The sequence below is a fragment of the Streptomyces yangpuensis genome (assembly GCF_024666385.1).
Taxonomy (GTDB): Bacteria; Actinomycetota; Actinomycetes; order Streptomycetales; family Streptomycetaceae; genus Streptomyces; species Streptomyces yangpuensis.
This window is the reverse complement of the sequence record NZ_CP102514.1, coordinates 4,986,825-5,007,623: the sequence shown is the minus strand read 5'-3', so window position 1 is coordinate 5,007,623 and position 20,799 is coordinate 4,986,825. Positions and strand designations below refer to the sequence as shown.

At 71.4% G+C, this 20,799-nt stretch carries 17 protein-coding genes; 9 read left to right on the top strand and 8 right to left on the bottom strand.

What is annotated here, in order from left to right; genetic code table 11:
- Positions 1 to 120 precede the first annotated feature (120 nt).
- The 3 genes from NRK68_RS23115 to NRK68_RS23105 all read left to right on the top strand — a co-directional run bounded on the left by NRK68_RS23115 (position 121) and on the right by NRK68_RS23105 (position 6,087).
- On the top strand, positions 121 to 861 hold the full coding sequence (locus tag NRK68_RS23115; protein WP_030028984.1) for a response regulator transcription factor: 741 nt from the start codon (positions 121 to 123) through the stop codon (positions 859 to 861).
- Positions 858 to 1,949 carry a HAMP domain-containing sensor histidine kinase gene (locus tag NRK68_RS23110; protein ID WP_373023639.1) on the top strand — a complete coding sequence of 364 codons (1,092 nt, stop codon included), beginning with the start codon at positions 858 to 860 and terminating at the stop codon, positions 1,947 to 1,949. Before NRK68_RS23115 ends, NRK68_RS23110 begins: the two co-directional genes overlap by 4 nt.
- A 271-nt stretch (positions 1,950 to 2,220) precedes the next feature.
- Complete coding sequence (locus NRK68_RS23105) at positions 2,221 to 6,087, top strand: multifunctional oxoglutarate decarboxylase/oxoglutarate dehydrogenase thiamine pyrophosphate-binding subunit/dihydrolipoyllysine-residue succinyltransferase subunit (RefSeq protein ID WP_257856596.1); 3,867 nt, start codon at positions 2,221 to 2,223, stop codon at positions 6,085 to 6,087.
- A 500-nt stretch (positions 6,088 to 6,587) separates the two neighbouring features.
- Here NRK68_RS23105 and NRK68_RS23100 read toward each other — a convergent pair whose 3' ends face one another.
- The 4 genes from NRK68_RS23100 to NRK68_RS23085 all read right to left on the bottom strand — a co-directional run bounded on the left by NRK68_RS23100 (position 6,588) and on the right by NRK68_RS23085 (position 9,021).
- On the bottom strand, positions 6,588 to 6,734 hold the full coding sequence (locus tag NRK68_RS23100; RefSeq protein WP_373023638.1) for a hypothetical protein: 147 nt from the start codon (positions 6,732 to 6,734) through the stop codon (positions 6,588 to 6,590).
- Positions 6,734 to 7,033 carry a hypothetical protein gene (locus NRK68_RS23095; protein ID WP_373023637.1) on the bottom strand — a complete coding sequence of 100 codons (300 nt, stop codon included), beginning with the start codon at positions 7,031 to 7,033 and terminating at the stop codon, positions 6,734 to 6,736. The genes NRK68_RS23100 and NRK68_RS23095 overlap by 1 nt, the downstream gene beginning before the upstream one ends.
- A 35-nt stretch (positions 7,034 to 7,068) precedes the next feature.
- On the bottom strand, positions 7,069 to 7,710 hold the full coding sequence (locus tag NRK68_RS23090; RefSeq protein ID WP_257856593.1) for an HAD family hydrolase: 642 nt from the start codon (positions 7,708 to 7,710) through the stop codon (positions 7,069 to 7,071).
- A gap of 1,053 nt (positions 7,711 to 8,763) precedes the next feature.
- Positions 8,764 to 9,021, bottom strand: a complete 258-nt coding sequence (locus tag NRK68_RS23085) for a hypothetical protein (protein WP_257856592.1) — start codon at positions 9,019 to 9,021, stop codon at positions 8,764 to 8,766.
- Positions 9,022 to 9,101: 80 nt separating this feature from the next.
- On the opposite strand from NRK68_RS23085, the gene NRK68_RS23080 reads away from it, so the two are divergent.
- The 6 genes from NRK68_RS23080 (at position 9,102) to NRK68_RS23055 (ending at position 13,845) form a co-directional block, all read left to right on the top strand.
- Complete coding sequence (locus NRK68_RS23080; protein ID WP_257856590.1) at positions 9,102 to 9,740, top strand: hypothetical protein; 639 nt, start codon at positions 9,102 to 9,104, stop codon at positions 9,738 to 9,740.
- Between the two features lie 269 nt (positions 9,741 to 10,009).
- On the top strand, positions 10,010 to 10,432 hold the full coding sequence (locus NRK68_RS23075; RefSeq protein WP_257856589.1) for an HIT family protein: 423 nt from the start codon (positions 10,010 to 10,012) through the stop codon (positions 10,430 to 10,432).
- Between the two features lie 427 nt (positions 10,433 to 10,859).
- Positions 10,860 to 11,258 (top strand): hypothetical protein, encoded by a 399-nt coding sequence (locus NRK68_RS23070; RefSeq protein WP_257856588.1) that lies wholly within the window; start codon positions 10,860 to 10,862, stop codon positions 11,256 to 11,258.
- 9 nt (positions 11,259 to 11,267) lie between these two features.
- On the top strand, positions 11,268 to 11,996 hold the full coding sequence (locus NRK68_RS23065; protein WP_257856587.1) for an ABC transporter ATP-binding protein: 729 nt from the start codon (positions 11,268 to 11,270) through the stop codon (positions 11,994 to 11,996).
- Complete coding sequence (locus tag NRK68_RS23060) at positions 11,993 to 12,946, top strand: ABC transporter permease subunit (protein WP_257856585.1); 954 nt, start codon at positions 11,993 to 11,995, stop codon at positions 12,944 to 12,946. Before NRK68_RS23065 ends, NRK68_RS23060 begins: the two co-directional genes overlap by 4 nt.
- On the top strand, positions 12,946 to 13,845 hold the full coding sequence (locus tag NRK68_RS23055) for a hypothetical protein (RefSeq protein WP_257856584.1): 900 nt from the start codon (positions 12,946 to 12,948) through the stop codon (positions 13,843 to 13,845). Before NRK68_RS23060 ends, NRK68_RS23055 begins: the two co-directional genes overlap by 1 nt.
- 18 nt (positions 13,846 to 13,863) lie before the next feature.
- Here the strand turns inward: NRK68_RS23055 and fxsT are convergent, their stop codons facing one another.
- From fxsT to fxsA, 4 genes are all read right to left on the bottom strand, one after another.
- Positions 13,864 to 16,923 (bottom strand): FxSxx-COOH system tetratricopeptide repeat protein, encoded by a 3,060-nt coding sequence (gene fxsT / locus NRK68_RS23050; RefSeq protein ID WP_257856583.1) that lies wholly within the window; start codon positions 16,921 to 16,923, stop codon positions 13,864 to 13,866.
- A 64-nt stretch (positions 16,924 to 16,987) separates the two neighbouring features.
- Positions 16,988 to 18,244, bottom strand: a complete 1,257-nt coding sequence (locus tag NRK68_RS23045; RefSeq protein WP_183067299.1) for an HEXXH motif domain-containing protein — start codon at positions 18,242 to 18,244, stop codon at positions 16,988 to 16,990.
- The gene (locus NRK68_RS23040) at positions 18,241 to 19,569 is read right to left on the bottom strand and encodes an FxsB family cyclophane-forming radical SAM/SPASM peptide maturase (RefSeq protein WP_183067298.1); all 1,329 of its coding nucleotides are present in this window, start codon (positions 19,567 to 19,569) and stop codon (positions 18,241 to 18,243) included. Before NRK68_RS23040 ends, NRK68_RS23045 begins: the two co-directional genes overlap by 4 nt.
- 1,024 nt (positions 19,570 to 20,593) lie before the next feature.
- Entirely contained in the window at positions 20,594 to 20,791 is a 198-nt protein-coding gene (fxsA, locus tag NRK68_RS23035; RefSeq protein WP_183067297.1) for an FxSxx-COOH cyclophane-containing RiPP peptide, read from the bottom strand.
- Positions 20,792 to 20,799: the final 8 nt, after the last annotated feature.

Sequence of the window (20,799 nt, the reverse complement as noted above, 5' to 3'; positions counted from 1 at the left end):
CGGTACAACCCATTCCATTTGCTGAGGTCCAGCGCATATGCCGTGTCCGAACCCCACGTAGCCGCAGGCCGGAGCCTCCTCTACGCTGCACCCCATTCAGCGGGATCTTCAGGGGCGGACATGGAACAGACACACACCACCCACACCGGCGCCGCGGCAACGCCCGGCGCCCAGCGGCGTGTGCTCGTCGTCGAGGACGACCGCACCATCGCGGAGGCCATCGCGGCCCGGCTGCGCGCCGAGGGCTTCCAGGTACAGACGGCCACCGACGGTCCCGCGGCCGTCGCCGCGGCGGAGAGCTGGCTGCCCGAGCTGCTGGTCCTCGACGTCATGCTGCCCGGCTTCGACGGGCTGGAGGTCTGCCGCCGGGTCCAGGCGCAGCGCCCGGTCCCGGTGCTGATGCTCACCGCCCGGGACGACGAGACCGACATGCTGGTCGGCCTGGGCGTCGGCGCCGACGACTACATGACGAAGCCGTTCTCCATGCGCGAGCTGGCGGCACGGGTGCACGTCCTGCTGCGGCGGGTGGAGCGGGCCACGATCGCCGCGCACACCCCGCGCGGCGCCACCCTGCGCCTGGGCGACCTGGAGATCGACCACGCGCAGCGCCGGGTCCGGGTGCAGACGGAGGACGTCCACCTGACCCCGACCGAGTTCGACCTGCTGGTGTGTCTGGCCGGGACCCCGCGGGCGGTCCTCTCCCGGGAGCAGCTGCTCGCCGAGGTCTGGGACTGGGCCGACGCCTCCGGGACCCGTACGGTCGACAGCCACATCAAGGCCCTGCGGCGGAAGATCGGCGCCGAGCGGATCCGTACGGTCCACGGCGTCGGGTACGCCCTGGAGACCCCGGCCCAGCCGTGAACGGCCGGGCGGAGGGGCCGCACCAGCGGCAGCGGCCCACCGGGGGGCTGCGGCCCTTCTCGCCGTTCTCGATCAAGACCAAGCTCGGCACGCTCGTGGTGGTCTCGGTCTTCATCACGACCGGCCTGCTGCTGGTGGCCCTGCGCACGGACACCGAGCTGCGGTTCATCACCGTCTTCTCGGTGATCGCCTCGATGCTGATCACCCAGTTCGTGGCGCACAGCCTGACGGCCCCGCTGGACGACATGACGACGGTGGCCCGGGCGATATCCCACGGCGACTACACGCGGCGGGTACGGGGCGCCGGGCGCCGCGACGAGCTGGGCGACCTGGCTTCCACGATCAACCTGATGGCGGACGACCTGGAGGCGGTGGACCGGCACCGCAAGGAGCTCGTCGCCAACGTGTCGCACGAGCTGCGCACACCGATCGCCGCGCTGCGGGCGGTGCTGGAGAACGTGGTCGACGGGGTCTCGGCCGCCGACCCGGAGACCATGCGCACCATGCTGAAGCAGACCGAGCGCCTCGGCCGGCTCGTGGAGACCCTGCTGGACCTGTCCCGGGTGGACAACGGCGTGGTGCCGCTGAAGGCCCGCCGCTTCGAGGTGTGGCCGTACCTGTCCGGGGTGCTGAAGGAGTCGGGGCTGGCGGCCGCCGGGCGGCCGGGGCTGCTCTCCGGTTCCGGCGGGCACACCCGCAACGACGTGCACCTGCACCTGGACGTCTTCCCGCCCGACCTGTGCGCGTACGCGGACGCCGAACGCCTGCACCAGGTGGTGGCCAACCTGATCGACAACGCGGTCAAGCACAGCCCCCCGCACGGCCGGGTCACCGTCCGGGCCCGGGCTGGCGACGTGCCCGGCAGCCTGGCGCTGGAGGTCCGCGACGAGGGCCCCGGCATCCCGGAGGCCGAGCGCCACCGGGTCTTCGAACGGTTCAACCGGGGGAGCGCCCGCGGCGGCGACGGCGGCACCGGACTGGGCCTGGCGATCGCCCGCTGGGCCGTGGAACTGCACGGCGGCCGGATCGGAGTGGCCGAATCGTCACGTGGCTGCCGCATCCTCGTCACGCTTCCGGGCAGCTCGTAGGTCTCGTGTTGACGTAGGGTTCGACTGGGAAGGACATGATCTCGGCCACACGTACCCGGGGTCCGTCAGGGGTGCGAAGCCAAGGGGGCCGCAACCTCGGTGCCCCCTACCCGAACCAGGCTGGTTTCCCGCCATTCCACGTCATGAAACCCGCCGTTCGATGTGACCTGCACGACGTAAGTCCCGCCCGGCCTGCATGCAGCGGCCGAGGAGGCGTAGCCTTTATTCCCGCTGTCCATACCTTGTGAAGCGGAAGAGGGCGGTTGCCGCCGTGTCGCCACAGTCCCCCAGTAACTCGAGCACCACGACCGAAGCAGCAGAGGGCGGGAAGAACCCTGCCTCAGGCTTCGGCGCGAATGAGTGGCTCGTCGACGAGATCTATCAGCAGTACCTCCAGGACCCGCAGTCGGTCGACCGGGCCTGGTGGGACTTCTTCGCCGACTACAAGCCGGGGGGCGCTGCCGCTCCGGTGACGTCGGCCGGTCCCGACAGGTCCACGCCGACGGACGGCGCCTCCGCACAGGCCGCCACCGCCGCCGGGACCCCGCAGGTCGCCGACGCCGCCACGGGGGCGGCGGACGCCGCGCCCGCGCCCACCGCGACGCCGACTCCTCCGCCTGTGTCAGCTCCTGCCCCTGCTCCTGCCATCCCCTCTGGTGCCCCTGCTGTGACTGTCACCTCCCAGGCCCCGGCCGCCGCACCGGCCGCGCCCGCCTCCGCTTCCGTAGCCCCGCAGAAGGCCGCGCCCGCCACCGAGGCCCCCGCGGGCCCCGAGCTGGTGACGCTCCGCGGCCCGGCGGCTGCCGTGGCCAAGAACATGAACGCCTCCCTCGACGTCCCGACGGCCACGTCCGTCCGCGCCGTCCCGGTGAAGCTGCTGTTCGACAACCGCATCGTCATCAACAACCACCTCAAGCGGGCCCGGGGCGGGAAGATCTCCTTCACGCACCTCATCGGCTACGCGATGGTCCAGGCCATCAAGGCCATGCCGTCGATGAACTACTCCTTCGCGGAGAAGGACGGCAAGCCGACCCTGGTCAAGCCCGACCACGTGAACTTCGGCCTCGCCATCGACCTGGTGAAGCCCAACGGCGACCGCCAGCTCGTCGTCGCCGGCATCAAGAAGGCCGAGACCCTCAACTTCTTCGAGTTCTGGCAGGCCTACGAGGACATCGTCCGCCGCGCCCGCGTCGGCAAGCTGACGATGGACGACTTCACCGGCGTGACCTGCTCCCTCACCAACCCCGGCGGCCTGGGCACCGTCCACTCCGTGCCCCGCCTGATGCCCGGACAGTCGGTCATCATGGGCGTCGGCTCCATGGACTACCCCGCCGAGTTCCAGGGCACCTCGCAGGACACCCTGAACAAGCTGGGCATCTCCAAGGTCATGACCCTGACCTCGACCTACGACCACCGGGTCATCCAGGGCGCGGCCTCCGGCGAGTTCCTGCGCATCGTCGCGAACCTGCTGCTCGGCGAGAACGACTTCTACGACTCCGTCTTCGAGTCGCTGCGCATCCCGTACGAGCCGGTCCGCTGGAACCGCGACATCGACGCCAGCCACGACGACGACGTCACCAAGGCCGCCCGCGTCTTCGAGCTGATCCACTCCTACCGGGTCCGCGGCCACGTCATGGCCGACACCGACCCGCTGGAGTACAAGCAGCGCAAGCACCCCGACCTCGACATCACCGAGCACGGGCTCACCCTGTGGGACCTGGAGCGCGAGTTCGCCGTCGGCGGCTTCTCCGGCAAGTCGATGATGAAGCTGCGCGACATCCTCGGCGTGCTGCGCGACTCGTACTGCCGCACCACCGGCGTCGAGTTCATGCACATCCAGGACCCGAAGCAGCGCCGCTGGATCCAGGACCGCATCGAGCGCCCGCACACCAAGCCGGAGCGCGAGGAGCAGCTGCGCATCCTGCGCCGCCTGAACGCCGCCGAGGCCTTCGAGACCTTCCTGCAGACGAAGTACGTCGGCCAGAAGCGCTTCTCCCTGGAGGGCGGCGAGTCCGTCATCCCGCTGCTCGACGCCGTCATCGACTCGGCCGCCGAGGCCCGCCTCGAAGAGGTCGTCATCGGCATGGCCCACCGCGGCCGTCTGAACGTCCTCGCGAACATCGTCGGCAAGTCGTACGCGCAGATCTTCCGCGAGTTCGAGGGCAACCTCGACCCGAAGTCCATGCACGGCTCCGGCGACGTCAAGTACCACCTGGGCGCCGAAGGCACCTTCACCGGCCTCGACGGCGAGCAGATCAAGGTCTCGCTCGTCGCGAACCCCTCCCACCTGGAGGCGGTCGACCCGGTCCTGGAGGGTGTCGCCCGCGCCAAGCAGGACGTCATCAACAAGGGCGGCACGGACTTCACGGTCCTCCCGCTCGCGCTCCACGGCGACGCGGCCTTCGCCGGCCAGGGCGTCGTCGCCGAGACGCTCAACATGTCGCAGCTGCGCGGCTACCGCACCGGCGGCACCGTGCACGTGGTCATCAACAACCAGGTCGGCTTCACCGCCGCCCCGGAGTCCTCGCGTTCCTCGATGTACGCGACCGACGTGGCCCGCATGATCGAGGCGCCGATCTTCCACGTGAACGGCGACGACCCGGAAGCGGTCGTGCGCGTTGCCCGTCTGGCCTTCGAGTTCCGCCAGGCGTTCAACAAGGACGTGGTCATCGACCTCATCTGCTACCGCCGCCGCGGCCACAACGAGTCCGACAACCCGGCCTTCACGCAGCCGCTGATGTACGACCTGATCGACAAGAAGCGCTCGGTGCGCAAGCTGTACACCGAGTCCCTCATCGGTCGTGGCGACATCACCCTGGAAGAGGCCGAGCAGGCACTCCAGGACTTCCAGGGCCAGCTGGAGAAGGTCTTCGCGGAGGTCCGCGAGGCCGCCACGCAGCCCGCGGTCTCCGCGCCGGCCGCCCCGGGCACGTCCGCCGTCTTCCCGGTCGCCGTGAACACCGCGATCTCCCAGGACGTCGTCAAGCGGATCGCCGAGTCGCAGGTCACCATCCCCGAGGGCGTCACCGTCCACCCGCGTCTGCTGCCGCAGCTGCAGCGCCGCGCGGCGATGATCGACGAGGGCACCATCGACTGGGGCATGGGCGAGACCCTCGCCTTCGGCTCGCTGCTGATGGAGGGCACCCCGGTCCGGCTGTCCGGTCAGGACTCCCGCCGCGGCACCTTCGGCCAGCGCCACGCGGTCCTCATCGACCGGGAGACGGGCGAGGACTACACCCCGCTGCTGTACCTGTCGGACGGCCAGGCCCGCTTCAACGTCTACGACTCGCTGCTCTCCGAGTACGCGGCCATGGGCTTCGAGTACGGCTACTCGCTGGCCCGTCCGGACGCGCTGGTCCTCTGGGAGGCCCAGTTCGGTGACTTCGTCAACGGCGCGCAGACCGTCGTCGACGAGTTCATCTCCTCGGCCGAGCAGAAGTGGGGCCAGACCTCCGGCGTCACCCTGCTCCTCCCGCACGGCTACGAGGGCCAGGGCCCGGACCACTCGTCCGCCCGCCCGGAGCGCTTCCTGCAGATGTGCGCGCAGGACAACATGACGGTGGCCATGCCCACGCTCCCGTCGAACTACTTCCACCTCCTGCGCTGGCAGGTCCACAACCCGCACCACAAGCCGCTCATCGTCTTCACGCCGAAGTCGATGCTGCGTCTGAAGGCCGCGGCGTCGAAGGCGGAGGAGTTCACGACCGGTTCGTTCCGTCCGGTCATCGGCGACACCACGGTGGACGCGAACGCGGTCCGCAAGGTCGTCTTCTGCGCCGGCAAGGTCTACTACGACCTGGAGGCCGAGCGCGAGAAGCGCGGCATCACGGACACCGCGATCATCCGCATCGAGCGCCTGTACCCGCTCCCGGGTGCGGAACTCCAGGCCGAGATCGCCAAGTTCCCGAACGCAGCGAAGTACATCTGGGCCCAGGAGGAGCCGGCGAACCAGGGTGCGTGGCCGTTCATCGCGCTGAACCTGATCGACCACCTCGACCTGGCGGTCGGCGCGGACGTCCCGGCGGGCGAGCGCCTGCGGCGCATCTCGCGCCCGCACGGCTCGTCCCCGGCGGTGGGCTCCGCGAAGCGCCACCAGGCGGAGCAGCAGCAGCTGATCAACGAGGTCTTCGAGGCGTAACCCTCGCGGCCGCAGCAGCATCCGGAAGGCCCGGCCCCCGAGGGGGCCGGGCCTTCCGGATGTCGGGCGGGCGGGGGGCGGGGGCGGGAGCTACCGGAACGGCATCAGAGCTGCCCTGGGGGTTTCCCGTCAGTCCCATCGTCTCTCCGTGTCGCGCCGGTCCCTCAAGGGCGCTCCTTCGTCGCGTCGCTTCGCGATGTCGCTGCGCTCCACCCTTGACCGACCGTCCCGCCCCGGAAATCCGAAAGACTGCCGGGAAACCCCCAAAGGAACGGGCCGGGGGCAGAAAGACACAGACGGGCGGCCGGAGGGCCCGGGCGGGGCCCGGCGACGCCCCAGATCGCTACACGCCCCTCCGAGACCGCGTCCGACCCTTGTCGGGGGCTGGACACAAGCCGCCCACGATCGCTACGCACTCCTCCAGGAGGGCGACCGCAGCTTGTCGGGGCTGAGTTCATCTGAGGTGAGGCGCGGGGGCGACCACGGTCTGTCGGGCGTGGTCAGGTGCGCTGACCCGGGTGGATCTCCGCTGACTCGATGTTGCTGAGCGCTGTGGAGAACTCGCGGCCGGACGGGCCACGGACGTAGGCGGGTTCGACCCAGTAGGGGTGAGGGGTGGTCGAGACGTTTTCGTTGATCACGGCCATCAACTCGCCCTCAAAGCCTGACGCGACATCTCGCACACGAGGCGGAGGATCTTCCCGATGTCCTCGCGAACCCACGGGTGTTCGCGCACGTGTTGTGGTGCGTGCTTGCGCGCTTCCTTCAGGCACTTGAAGGCCCCGTCCGGGGCGCCGGACCACAGTCGTGCCCGCGCCACCTCGATCCAGAAGCCGGATAGACGCTCCGCGGGGATCTCCGGGCCCGGGCTCCAGTCACGGGCGACGTCCAGAGCACGCCGGGCGCGCCGCAGAGCGGCGACGCGCTGCCCGATGTGTTCGGCCATGTCCGGACCGTACCCCGCCGAGCGGCTGCCCGTTCCTACTGCCGCACGATTTGGGGGAGTTCGAGGAGGGACCTGATCGACCAGTCTGCTGCGGCACGGACCTCCGGGTCGTCCGCCCACCAGTGACCCCAGGGGCCACGCCGGATGTGTGCGGTGCGCAGGCCTGCGGCTCGCGCCGGGTGGATGTCGTTGGCCGGGTGGTCACCCACGTAGAGGGTTTCCTCAGCGGCACTGTCGGCTACCGCCAACACCTGGTCGAAGAAGGCCTGCGCCGGCTTGGAAACGCCCCACTCACCCGATGTGACGATGAGGTCGGCGGGGAGGTTCAGGGAGCGCAGCAGGTCACCGGCCAGGGGACTCTGGTTGCCCGCAACGATGACTCGTACTCCTGACGTGCGGAGCGCGACCAGCGCCAGCCGGACGTCTTCGTAGAGGTCGCTCTCATCGAGCCGCTCGCCGCGTCCAGCGGCTTCACGTGCGGCGTATTCGACGGAGATGTCGATGCCTGGGCGCAGGAGGCGGATCGCGTCTGCGTTGTCCCGTCCGTCCACGACCACGGCACCGACCAGCGCGGAAAGGGTATGCCGGGGCACGCCCAGCCAGTCCGCCCATGCGGCCCAGTAGCGATCGTCTCGGGTGAGGGTCTCACCGATGTCCAGAACCACGGTCCGAATCATCCCGCCAGCGTACGGCTGTCGTCGGATGCGGATAGCCGTCCACGTCAGCATCCTGGGGCCGGTTGCGGTGCCCACGGGATTCGAACTTGCGGACAGGTGGGAGCAGGTCCGCCCCGTCCCCGTCAGTCGCCGTGGGAGGGACCTCCGCTGGGCCCAGGATAGGTAAGCCGCCATAGGGAAACGGTTACTTTCCCTGACACGCCTCGCGAGCGGTTGGCCTCACCTCAGGTGCACTCAGCCCCCGACAAGCTGCGGTCGCCCTCCTGGAGGAGTGCGTAGCGATCGTGGGCGGCTTGTGTCCAGCCCCCGACAAGGGTCGGACGCGGTCTCGGAGGGGCGTGTAGCGATCTGGGGCGCACCGGGCTTCGCCCGAGCCCTCCGGCCGCCCGTCTGTGTCTTTCTGCTCCCGGTCCGTTCCTTTGGGGGTTTCCCGGCGGTCTTTCGGATTTCCGGGGCGGGACGGTCGGTCAAGGGTGGAGCGCAGCGACATCGCGAAGCGACGCGACGAAGGAGCGCCCTTGAGGGACCGGCGCGACACGGAGAGACGATGGGACTGACGGGAAACCCCCAGCACGTCACTGACTACCGGCCCAGCGGATCCCGCCCCCACACCCCCCGTAGCCCTGGGGGGGAGCTCCCGAACGAAACGAACGGGTGACGGAGCGGCGACGCGGGCCCACTGACCGGGCCGAAACCTGCCCATTTGTGTACTTTTAGCGATCGACTCAGCGCATTGCGTTACCGATGCGCGCGGAAGTACAGCCACGGAGGGCATATGCGCAAGCTTCAGCAGGTCGCGATCGTCGCGCTGGCGGCAGGGGCACTGGCCGCCCTGGGGGCCGGATCCGCCCAGGCGGACCAGGGAAGCGTGGCGGCGCCCACCCATCGGGCAACCCTGCCGCAACTCCCGACCCTTCCCCCACTCCCGCAGCTCCCGCAGCTCACACATCTGGTGCGGCTCGCCCAGGCAGCTCACGCCCAGCACACCCAGGCAACGACGATGAGCACCGGCGCAGCGCCTGCAGCGTACGGCCCCTACGCGCCATACGCCCCCTACGCCCCGTACGCCCCGTACGCGCTCACCGGATCCGACACCCCGAACACCCCCAACACGCCGAACACGCCGAACACGCCGAACACGCCGAACACTCCCAATACTCCCAATACTCCCAATACTCCCAATACGCCGAACACCCCCAACACCCCGAACACACCCAATACGCCGAACACGCCTAATACCCCGAATACGCCCAACACGCCGAACACTCCCAATACGCCAAACGCGTAAGCGAGCGCCACAAGCGCTGCCACACCAGAGCGCCGCGCAGCATATTCACTGCGCGGCGCCGCTGTACGTCTCAAATCACCCAGGGGTGTTCGGGGTGTTGGGCGTGTTCGGGGTGTTCGGAGTGTTACCCACACCGCCCGGGGTGTTCGGGGTGTTGGGCGTGTTCGGAGTGTTCGGAGTGTTACCCACACCGCCCGGAGTGTTCGGGGTGTTGGGCGTGTTCGGGGTGTTCGGAGTGTTACCCACACCGCCCGGGGTGTTCGGGGTGTTGGGCGTGTTCGGAGTGTTCGGAGTGTTACCCACACCGCCCGGAGTGTTCGGGGTGTTGGGCGTGTTCGGAGTGTTCGGAGTGTTACCCACACCACCCGGAGTGTTCGGGGTGTTGGGCGTGTTCGGAGTGTTCGGAGTGTTACCCACACCACCCGGAGTGTTCGGGGTGTTGGGCGTGTTCGGAGTGTTCGGAGTATTCCGAGTGACCACCCTCTTGCATCCGGCCTTTTTATGCTTACAAGGCGTCTTCGTTGTCGAATCCACCGCGCTTACCGCTGTCTGGGATGTGGGAGCGGCAAGGGCTGTTGCCGGCAGAGCCATCCCTCCTGCCAGGGCCACAGAAGCTGCGACCAGGATCGTCTTGCGGGAAATCTTAAACATTGCTTTTCTCCATTCGGAAATGCGGGACTTTTGCGAGTTCACCCCGCAGAATCTGATATCTTCCCGACCCCCGCAGCGGCGGAAGGCCTGATACCAAGAAACCCGATCCCGGAAGTCGACACACGTCACAGCATCACGTGACTTGACACGGCAAATTACTGTGATAGGCGCGCAGTGGGTCGGCCGGTGACCCCCTCCAGGCATACGGCGTCACGCGGCCACGCAGTAGCGGGAGCGACGCCCCCCAGCGGCACGACGAGGGCAACCCCCGAAAGCAGGCCCTGCCGGCCCGGGGCCGTGCCGCCAGGCCGAAACCGTCCGCACCGGCCTGGTGTCCGCCACCCTGGCGCCCGCCCGCGTGTGACAGTGTTGCCCGCCATGGACTGCGTCTTCTGCCGACTCATAGGTGAGGGCACCGCCCATTGGGTGGCCCGCGAGGCCGAGGCCTGTGCCTTCGCCCCACTGGACCCTCTTGCCCCGGGGCACACCCTGGTGGTTCCGACCTCCCACTACGCGGGCGTCTTCGACACGCCGCCCGATGTCCTGGCCAGGTCCATGACCCTGGTCCAACGCGTCGCAACAGCGATGCGGACCACCCTGGGCGCCACGGGCGTCAACATCCTGAGCGCCAGCGGGCCGGGATCCGAACAGTCCGTCCCCCACCTGCACTTCCACGTCGTTCCACGGTGGGCGGACGACGGCATCTCCACCTGGCCCACAGGCGTCTCCAGCCACCGCCCCACCGCCGACCCCCTCACGCACCTGGCCGACGCCCTCCGCTAGGCCCGGCACAAGCCCCGCCCCGGTCGGGGCCAACAGGTCGGACTCGCTCCGCCCCCACCGGGCGGAATTCGCCTACGCATCGGGCCCGTCCGGCCGCGAGTGCTCACAGCCGTCGACATCGGCGACGGCTGCGGCGTCTGCGTCGGCCCGGGGGCGTCGGCGTCGGCCCGTCGACATCGGCGTCGGCGTCGGCGTCGGCGTCGGCTGCGGCGTCGGCCCTGGGGCCACGGGACGCATCGGGGGCCATAGAGCCAACTTGTCGAAAAATAAACATCATTAGCGAGATCTGGCGTAAACCTTCCTGAATTTGACCGAAGTTGCAGGCAATGTGAAGATCATCTCCGGCTGAGGCGCCTCTGACGGCGCGTCAGTTCAGTGACTCCACCGTGGTGGTGGAGCAAACGGAGGGAACCCCTTGCGTACTCGCATGAAGTCGACCATGGCCACGGCAGCGCTCGCCGTCGGGCTCGTCGGCGCGCTCGCACCGAGCGCGTCCGCCGCATACACCCAGGTGAAGAACTTCTCCTTCACCGACGAGGGTGTCGGCGCGGAGACCGGTCGCTGGTCCGCCCCGGGCAACAGCCAGTCGGCGACGCAGGACCGTTGCGCCACGAGCAACGGCGCCCAGGGCCGGGTCGGTTACGACTTCAAGATCGACAAGTCCTGGCAGCCCGACCAGTGGGTCGCCTGGCGTGACTGGTCCTGCGACAACGGCACGTTCTGGAAGGAGTTCAACAACGCGCCCGCCGGCAGCTACTACATGCAGATCGCCAACGCGCCCCACTTCGTCCACTCGTCGGGCCGCGTCGTCTACAACTGGAAGTAATCTCAGACGATGAGCGTCCTTTCCTGTCACGAAGTGACCAAGAGCTTCCGGAAGCACTCCGTGCTGGAAGGGGTCCATCTCAGCCTGGAGGCCGGCGAGATCGTCGGCCTCCTCGGGCTCAACGGCGCGGGCAAGACCACCCTGATGCGGGTGATCACCGGGCTGTCCACCCCCGATTCCGGTGAGGTGCGGCTGTTCGGGGAGGCACTGCCCATGCGGCCGCGGCAGCTCGACCGGCTCGGGGCCGCGCTCGACGCGCCCGCGTTCCACCGCTGGTCCACCGGTCGCGCCATGCTGCGCACCCTGCTCGACACCGCCGGGCTTCCCGACGGTGGACGGATCGCCCGAACGCTCAACCGCGTCGGACTGACCGGTGCCGCCGACCGCCGGGTCGGGACGTACTCGCAGGGCATGCGACAGCGCCTGGCCATCGCAGCGGCGCTGCTCAAGCAGCCCGATCTGCTGATCCTCGACGAGCCCACCAACGGGCTCGACCCCGAGGGTCTGCGCATGGTGCGGCGAATCGTGGCCGAGGAGGCCGAGCGCGGGGCAGCCGTACTCGTCTCCAGCCACCAGCTCGACGAGATCCAGCGCATCTGCCATCGCGTGATCATGCTCGCCCAGGGCCGTGTCGTCGCCGCCGGCACCCTCGACGCGCTCGGCTACGACCCGGAAAGCGGTCCGGCCGCCTTCGAGGACTGGTTCTTCGGACTCGTCGGAAACGGGGTGCGCCCGTGAACCGCCTCGTCCGGGCCGAGACCCGGCGGCTGCTGCGGCACCCGCTCGCCCTCACACTCGCCACTCTGTTCGTCTTCGGCTCCCTGTACTGCGCGTGGGTGAGCCAGAGCATGGCCTCCTACAACATCAAGCAGGTGCAGGCCAACCTCGACTTCCTTCCGCATTCGTGCGAATCCCCGCGCAACAGCCCCGATCAGAAGGCCAAGTGCCTCGCCGAAGTGCCCCTGCAGGCCGTCGGGCTGGAGCGGATCCAGGACAGGTTCACCGCCGAAGGAGTCCGTGCCGCGCAGAGCCAGCACCCGGTGGGCTCGCTCCTGTGGACCGTACGTCTGCTGACGTCCATACCCGGGCTCGCGCTGCTCGTCATGGTGGCGGCCTTCTCCGTCGCCGGGGAGTGGAGCCGGGGCAGCATCGTGCCGCTCCTCCTCTACGAGTCCCGCCTCGGGCGGCTGCTCGCCGCCAAAGCCGTCGCCGTCTGGGTGTGGAGCCTGACGCTGCTGTGCGCGTCCGCCGCCGTGACGGCCGCATTCGGCCTGCTCTACGGTCGTGACGCCTATCCGCTGCCGTCCGCAGGGGCTCTCGGGTCCGTACTCGCCAACACCGCTCTCGGTGTACTCGCCGGCGGCGCCGTGCTGGCCGGGGCGGCAGCCGTCGCGGTCGCTCTGGCCGCACTCCTCCGCCAGCCGCTGCGCACCTTCCTCGCGGGGATGCTGCTGCTCGTCCTCGTGGTCCGCACCTCCGCCGCACCGGGGCTGGGCGCCTGGCTTCCCGGCGGCGCCCTGGCCGACCTCGTCGGCTTCGGCGCGGTGGACGGGGTGTGGGACCACTTCTGGATCTCCACCGATCCCTCCACCGCTCCTGTGCTGCTGCGCGTCCTGCCCACCCTGGCTTTCATCGGCCTGCTGTGGCTCGGTCTCGGCCGCCTCAACCGCACCCGGGACCGCGCCTGATGGCCGGTACCCGACGTCGGCCCACGCGCGCGGAAGGGGCCGCCTGGGCCGGTGAGCTGCGGGCCCTGTGGACCGCCCCGGTCTGGGGAGCCACCGCGATGGCGACGGTGGTGACCCTGGCGCTCGTCGTCCGGCTCTGGATGGCGGGCGCCTCGTACGGGGTCCTCGACCCCTCGGTTTCGGCGCTCACCTCGCTCCCGGCGGCGCTGCGGGCGGCGGCCTGGCAATCCGGAACCCTGCTGGGGCTCCTGCTCACGGCGGTCGTCATCGCGACCGGACTCGGCCAGAGCCTGGAAGGCGGCACCTGGGGCGCCCTGCGCCTGTTCGAGAACCGTGTCGGGGTGCTGTGGGCTCGCAGGATCGGCGCGGTCCTCACCCTGTCGCTCGCCGGTCAGGTCGTCACCGGCGTACTGCTGTGGCTGACCACGTCGGCGCTCGCCCGGCTGTCGCCGGTGCGGCCCCGCACGATCCCCTCGGGGTTCGGCGGCGGCACGATCGAAATCGTGCCTCCCCTGCCCGCCGAGTCCGCGACCTGGAGCCAGGCCATGGGCACGATCGCCGGCGCCCTGCTCGTCCAGCTCCTCTTCATCAGCCTGGCCGGACTCGGGGCAGCCCTGCTGCGCAGCGTCATCGGGACGCTCGCGGTCGGAGCGGGCCCCCTGCTGGTGACAGCGCCGCTCGTCATGCTCCCGGTGGCGCCGTTCCTGCCGCACCGCTGGATCGCCGATCTGCTGAACCTGCCCCCCGAGGCCCAGTACGAGCTGTACGTCTGGAACCAGGTCCCGCCCGACCCGTCGCCTCTCGCCGGCGGTCTCGCCCTCGCCGGGCTCGCAGTGCTGGCCGCCGTTGCCGCATGGGCGGCGCTGCGCTCCGAGCGGGCACTGCGTCCCGTCGACTGAAGGACCGGCGGGGCCGGCTCAGGGCTGGGGTTCGAAGTCCCAGTACGGGCGCGACCGTTGTTTGGCCGAGACCGTGTGGACGTGCTGGGCGCCCAGGGTGCGGGTCAGGCCCTTGATGCCCGCGTCCTCGTGTTTGCCCGCCTCCGTGTCCTCGCGTACCGACCGCAGGTCCGCCGCCAGGGCGATCTGTGCGCTCAGCGTCATCGGGTGGTCCGGGCCCAGGACCCGTTCGGCGGTGCGCAGTGTCTCCCGGCTCAGCTCCAGCGCGTCCTCCAGGCGGCCGGTGATGTTGCGGTGCCCGGTGGCGTTGAGGGCGCAGCCCAGCGTCCAGGGGTGCCGGCCGCCGAGGGCGCCGCGCATGCCGACCAGTGCCTGCTCCGCGAGGGAGAGGCCCTCGGCGCGTTCGCCCTGGGCGCGCAGGACCAGGCCGAGGTTGCCGACGGTGCCGATGCTGTACGGGTGGGCGAGGCCGAGCTGTGACTGGTAGCCGCGGACGACGTCCTCGGAGATCCGGCGGGCCTCGCCGATGTCCCCGTACTCCCTGAGGTACGTGGCGTAGTCGGAGGCGACCATCAGGGTCCAGGGGTAGTCCACGCCGAAGACCCGCGTAGCCCGCTCCCAGACGGTCCGCAGCCGCAGGCCCGCGCCTGGGATGTCGCCGGAGCGGCGCAGGCACAGGCCGAGGTTGTGCTCGGCGCGCAGGGTCTGGGGGTGGCCGAGCCCGAGCACCTGGGTGTTGAGCTTGACGCCCTGCTCCTGCCGGGTCTGGGCCTCCCGGTAGCGCCCCATGAGCCGCAGTCCCATGGCGCAGGCGATGCCGGAGGCGAGGGTGGAGATGTGCAGGGGCATCAGGACCCGCTCGCGGCGGCGCAGGGTGTCCAGGTCGAGGTCGTAGGCGTCCTGGTAGCGGCCGAGCAGCCGGTAGGTGGCGGCGAGGTTGTTCTGGGCGTCGAGGGTGATGGAGTCGTCCTCGCCGAGGAGCTCGCGGTAGGTGGCCAGGCAGTGCTCGAAGATCTCGCGGGCCGGTTCGAACTTGGCGATGCACAGCAGGACACCGCCGTAGGCGCTGGTGGCGCGCAGGCTCTCCAGGTCCTGGTCGCCGCGTTCGCCGGTGATGCGGTCGGCGACGGACCGGGTGAGGATCTCGGCGCGGCGGAACAGCCCGAGGTTGCGCAGGGAGTTGCCGTACTGGTAGCTGAGCTCGCGGACCTTGGGGTGGTCCTCGCCGAGCCTGGCCCGCCAGATCTGGTCGGTCTCCTCGCACAGCCGCAGGCAGGAGCGGTACTCCCCGGCGAGGATCAGGTAGCGCAGGCAGTGCAGCAGGAAGTTCTGGATCCGCGGGTTGCTGCTGGTGATGACCCCGGAAGGGGCCAGGTGCGGTACGAGTTCGGCGTAGCGGGGCCAGAGCCGGGAGTCGGAGGGCCGACCGGGGTCGGCGGCGGCGAGGACCTGGCGGACGGCCCGGGCCAGGGGTTCGGCCTCGTTCTCGGAGAGGTCCTCGCGGACGATGCCGTGGACCATGCGGTGCAGTTGTACGGTTTCCAGCCCGCCGCCGCCCTCCTCCACGGGGAGGTCGGAGTACTCCAGCCGTACGACGGAGAACTGGACGAGTTTGTTGAGGGCGGCGTTCCAGCGGATCTGGTCGTTGATGAGGCCGGCGAGCTGTTCGGGTACGTCGTCGGCGGGGAATTCGCGCAGCAGGCGCAGCGGGACCGGGCCGGGTGCGAAGAAGACGAACAGCCGCAGCAGGGCGAGTGCGTCGGGGAAGTTCTCCCGGACGTTGTTGAGGAGTATGGCGAGGGCCGTGGGGAAGGGCAGCGGGTAGTCCTCGGAGAGGGTGACGGCCTCGCGGGAGTCCATGCGGCGCTGGAGCAGGGCCAGGTAGTCGCCGACGGGCAGCGGGGAGTCGGCGAGCCAGCCGGCGGTCTGGTCGAGGGCGAGCGGGTAGTCCTCCAGGGCCTCGGCGAGCTGGTCGGCCTCGTCGGCGGTGAGGCGCAGGGCGCGGCGGCGGATGAAGGTGATGGACTCGGGGCGGGCGTAGAGGGGGACCTCGACGAGGCTGGTGTGCCGGGCGGCCCATTCGCGGTTGCGGGAGGTGATGATGACGTCGCCGGCGCCGCCGGAGGGCAGCAGGTCGATCAGGTCGTCGGGGTTGTCGCAGCCGTCGAAGACCATCAGCCACCGGCTGTACGGGATGCCGCGGCGCAGCGCTTCGAGGACGGCCCGGATCTGCTCGCCGTAGCTGCCGGCGCCGCGTGGGAGGCCGAGGGCGGGGGCGAGGTCGGCGAGGCGTTCGCGCAGGGTGGGGCGGTCCTCGGCGGGGACCCACCACACGACGTCGTACTCGGAGGCGAAGCGGTAGGCGTATTCGGTGGCGACCTGTGTCTTGCCGACGCCGGAGAGGCCGAGGAGGGTGACGGTGGACGCGCCGGGCGGGGCTTCGGCGAGGGCCTGGCGCAGGGTGCCGATGACGTCGTTGCGGCCGGTGAAGCGGGGGTTGCGGCGCGGGACGCGGCCCCAGATCTCGGGCGGGTCGTTGGGGAAGCGGGGGCCGCGGCGGCCGGTCTCGGTGCCGATGCGTTCGGTGGGCAGTTCGAGGCGGCGCAGCACGCGGTATTCGGCCTCGTATGCGTCCAGGCCCCACAGGTCGGTCTTCTCCAGGACGGCGACGGCGCTGGGCAGGGGTGCGTCGGTGAGGCAGACGGCGGCGAACCGGTCCGGGTGGTCGTCGGTGACGGCGCGCAGGGCGGTGTTCCACTCCTGGTCGGTGTGGGTGCCGGCGGAGAAGTAGCGCTCGCTGAGGACGAGGAGGACGCGGCTGCCGGAGCGGGCGAGGTCGTCGAGGGCCTGGGTGAGGCCGGGGCTGTTCTGCGGGTCCCAGCGCTGGAGGGCGACGCGGTGGCCGTGTTCCTCCAGGCGGTGGGCGATCCATACGGCCCAGGGGCGGTTGAAGCCCGCGAAGCTGATGACGAAACGCTGCGGCGCCTGGGCCGGCCGGGGTGCCTGGGGCTGCTGGGGCTGTTGCGGCTGCTGGGGCTGTAGCGCCGATTCGCGGTCCTGCCTGCTACCGGTGGTCATGCGGCCGTCTCCCTGGGCTGCGGGCAGTGGACGGGACTGAAAAGGTACCGCAGCGGACGGTCCGTCAGACCTGTGCGAACGGGGCGAGTTCGGGGTGCGTCTCGCACCAGGCGCGGCGCTCGCGGTCGACGGCCCGGCGGGCGGCGGCGTGCTGGTCGCCGGGGGGCGGGAGCTCGTCCATGGCCCGTTCGGCGGCGGCCATCGCGTCGGTGAACTCCCGACCCGCGGCCGTCAGTCGGCCGTGTGCCCGCAGTACGGGCAGGACGGCGGCGACCTGGGCCCGGGTCCGGGCGTGCTGGGCCCAGGCACCGCGGGCGCCGTAGAGGGCGGCGCGCTGCCAGTACCCGGCCAGGGCCAAGTGGGCGTAGGCGCCGTGCAGGAGCCCTTCAAGGGGGCGGGGATCGCTGCGCCAGGGGGCCCAGTGGCGGGGCACGGCGTCGGCGGTGTGCAGGGTCAGGACGTCGGCGAGGGCGGTCAGTTTGCCGTGCTGGACCTCGTGGACGAGGGTCGCGGCGAGCGCGGGCGGGGCCTGCGCGCGGGCCAGTACGGAGCCGGCGGCCGCGGGGAGGGTGGCGCCGCTGGACCGGGACCCGCCGGCCAGCGGTACGAGCGATCGCAGCAGTTGCGCGGTCTCCTCGGCCCGTACGGTGTCGTAGCGCTCGAGCAGGGTGAGGGCGCCGGACCACTGGGTGTCCCACCGTTTGTGGCCCTTGGGCGTGAGGCGGCGGGCCGGGCGCAGGGGGGCGGGCTGTGCGGGGCCGGGTGCCCGGTAGGGGTCGAGGTCGTCGAGGGCGGTGCGGCCCCCGGGCAGGGCGTGCAGGGGCAGCGTGCCGGGGTCCTCGGGGTCCCAGGACCGCTCGGTGAGGACGAGCGGACCCGGGCGGTCCGGGCGCAGCAGGCCGAGGGTGGGCAGGACGAGGCGCCCGTGCACGGGCCGCAGGGTGTGCGTGAAGGGAATCCCGGCGCGCAGGGCGGCGGCCGCGGCGAGAGCGCCGAGGTGGGCGAGGTCCGCGGGCGGGCCGTAGGGGGCGTGCAGCCGGCGCAGGGTCTCCTCGGCCCAGACTCCGGTGGCCGGGTAGTGCAGTACGTCCCGTACGGCGGCCGGGTCGCGGCGTTCGGCCTCCTCCAGCAGGGCCCAGTGGTCGGCGGTCCGGCCGGACCGGCCGCAGGGCGCGGCGTCGAGGACGGCGCGGAGCAGGACCAGCCGCTTGGAGCGGCGTACGTCGCGCACCAGGCGCGTGCCTTCCGGGGAGGGCTCGGCGGAGGCGAGGGCGCGCAGGGTGTCGGTGGACACCGTGAAGGCGGCGAGGGCGGCGGTCATGAGGCGGCCGCCGGGGGGCGGGCGGCGCGCTGTACGGCGGTGGCGATGTGCCGGATCAGGACCTGGAGGTCGGCGCAGTAGACGGACGGCTGCCGGAAGCCCTCGCCGGCCCGGTAGCGGTGCGGGTAGTGGCCGCCGCCGCACACTTCGACGAGTTCGCAGGAGCGGCATGCGGCGGCGAGCGCGTCCCGGCCGAGCTGGCGGGCCGCGAACCCGGGGTGGTCGAGGAGCTGGTCGAAGCTGTGGGTGTCGAGGGCCATGCCGGTGGTGGCGGCCCCCTCGTACGCGGATTTCAGCGAATCGGCCTGTTCGATGGAGCCGTCGGTCTCGATGACGGCGGTGGCGGCGGGCGCGAGCCCGAGGGTCTCGGTGGTGGCGGGCAGGCCGAGCAGCAGGGCGATGATCTCCTCGAAGAGCCGGATGCGGGTGCGGTGCCGTCCGTCGTGCCACCAGCGCTCGAAGACGGCGAGGAGCCAGTCGGCGTAGGGGGTCCCGGTCCCGCCGGGGCGGGTCCCGCCGGGGCCGGGCGGCGGGGCGCTCCAGTTGGCGAGCGGGAGCAGCAGTCCGACGGTGGGCGGAGCGAAGGCGAGCAGGGACTCGTAGGTCTCCACCGGGTCCTGGTCGAGGTCGATGACGCAGAGCACCCCGGCGTAGCTGTCCGGGTGGCGCGCCAGCAGGCGCAGGCCGCGGGCGGCGGCGCCGAAGCCGGGGCGTCCGGCGTGGTCGACGCGGCGGGAGTTGTGGGCGGGCAGCCCGCCGTCGAGGCTGACACCGACACGGATCCCGGCGGCGGCGAGGGCGGCGAGACGGCCGCGGGTGAGCAGGGTGCCGTTGGTCTGGACGGTGGCGGTGACCCGGGTACGGGGGGCGGTGGCGGCGAGGGCTTCCCGTACGGCTTCGACGGGCGCGGCCAGCGCGGCGGGGGCGGTGAGGAGGGGCTCGCCGCCGTGCAGGACGAGGTCGACGCGGGGCAGGTCGTGGGCGGCGGCATGCTCGGCGATCCGCTGCGCGGCGCGGGTGGCGGTGGCGGGGGCCATGACGACGGGCTGGTCGCGCCAGCCCTGGTCGGCCATCTCGTAGACGTAGCAGTAGGTGCAGGCGAGGTTGCAGCGGCTGCGGGTCTTGAGCACGAACTGCCGGATGGGATGGGGCGGATGCCCGGCCGCCCGCGCGGCGGCGACATCGAGCCGGGTGTGGGGCCAGGGCGCGTGGCGCGCATGCGCGGACGCCCGGCCGGCTTGGCCGTCCGGAGCCCCACCGCCGGCGGGCGGGGCGGGGGTGGTGGGTCCGGGCAGTGGGGAGGCGCTCGTGATCGCTCGCCGCATCGCCGTGCTCCCTCCCCGCACACCGCCGGGGGCGCCCCGGCGGACGGTCCATCCCTGCCCGTCCGCCGAGCCCGGCTAACGGCGGAAAGTGGTCAACTCGGTTGCGGAGCGGTGCCGGGCGCGGTGCGGTATCCCCTGCGGGGGTGCTCGGCGGGGTTGCTTCGCGGGGCTCCGGCCTGATCGTGCTGTCGGGCGGGGTACGGGTGTGGTGCGGTGTCCCCTGCGGGGTTGCTTCGCGGGGCTCCGGCCGGAGCGTGCGGCTGGGCCGGGGTACGGGTGTGGTGCGGGTCGGTCGGGGTGCCGGGCAGGGGTGTCTCCTCGGCTCGGCGCGTGCTGCCCTGGCCCGGCCAGACGGCTCTGGTCGCGCCTCGTCCTGCGGGGACACCCCTCCCCGTCCCCCCTCCAGCAGTACGAGCCGGTGGAGGGGGCGGGGTGCTGTCCCGGCGGAGCCATACCGCGGGGCGGGGTACGGGCGTGTGCGGGTTGGTCGGGGTGCCGGGCAGGGGTGTCTCCTCGGCTCGGCGCGTGCGGCCCTGGCCCGGCCAGACGGCTCTGGTCGCGCCTCGTCCTGCGGGGACACCCCTCCCCGTCCCCCCTCCAGCAGTACGAGCCGGTGGAGGGGGCGGGGTGCTGTCCCGGCGGAGCCATACCGCGGGGCGGGGTACGGGCGTGTGCGGGTTGGTCGGGGTGCCGGGCAGGGGTGTCTCCTCGGCTCGGCGCGTGCTGCTTTGGCCCGGCCAGACGGCTCTGGTCGCGCCTCGTCCTGCGGGGACACCCCTCCCCGTCCCCCCTCCAGCAGCGCGAGCCGGTGGGGCGGGGACACGGCGGAGTGTCCCCGCAGGACGAGGCGGGACCTGGGCCGACTCGGCACGACAAGGCCGCACGCGCCGAGCCGAGGAGACATTCCGCCGGGGCACCGCCCCACCCTGTGCACTCCTGGCCGGCGCAATCCAGCCCCGCCGGCGATTGAGGCGCGGGGTCCGGGGCGGAGCCCCGGCAGCCCCGGCGGAGCCGAGCGCAGCGGTCAGGTCGCGCTGGAGTCGAACGCGTTGAGGACTTCCGCCGGGTGGGTCACGCGTTCGACCAGGCCCTCGATCACCTCGGCCAGTACGGGATGGTCGATCCCGCGCAGGGCGGCCAGGTCGAGCCCGGAGAGGTCCGGCAGTCGCCCCGGGCATCCCGGGGCGGTGGCCGGTGCCACTTCCTGACGTTTCGTCACCATGTGCCGCC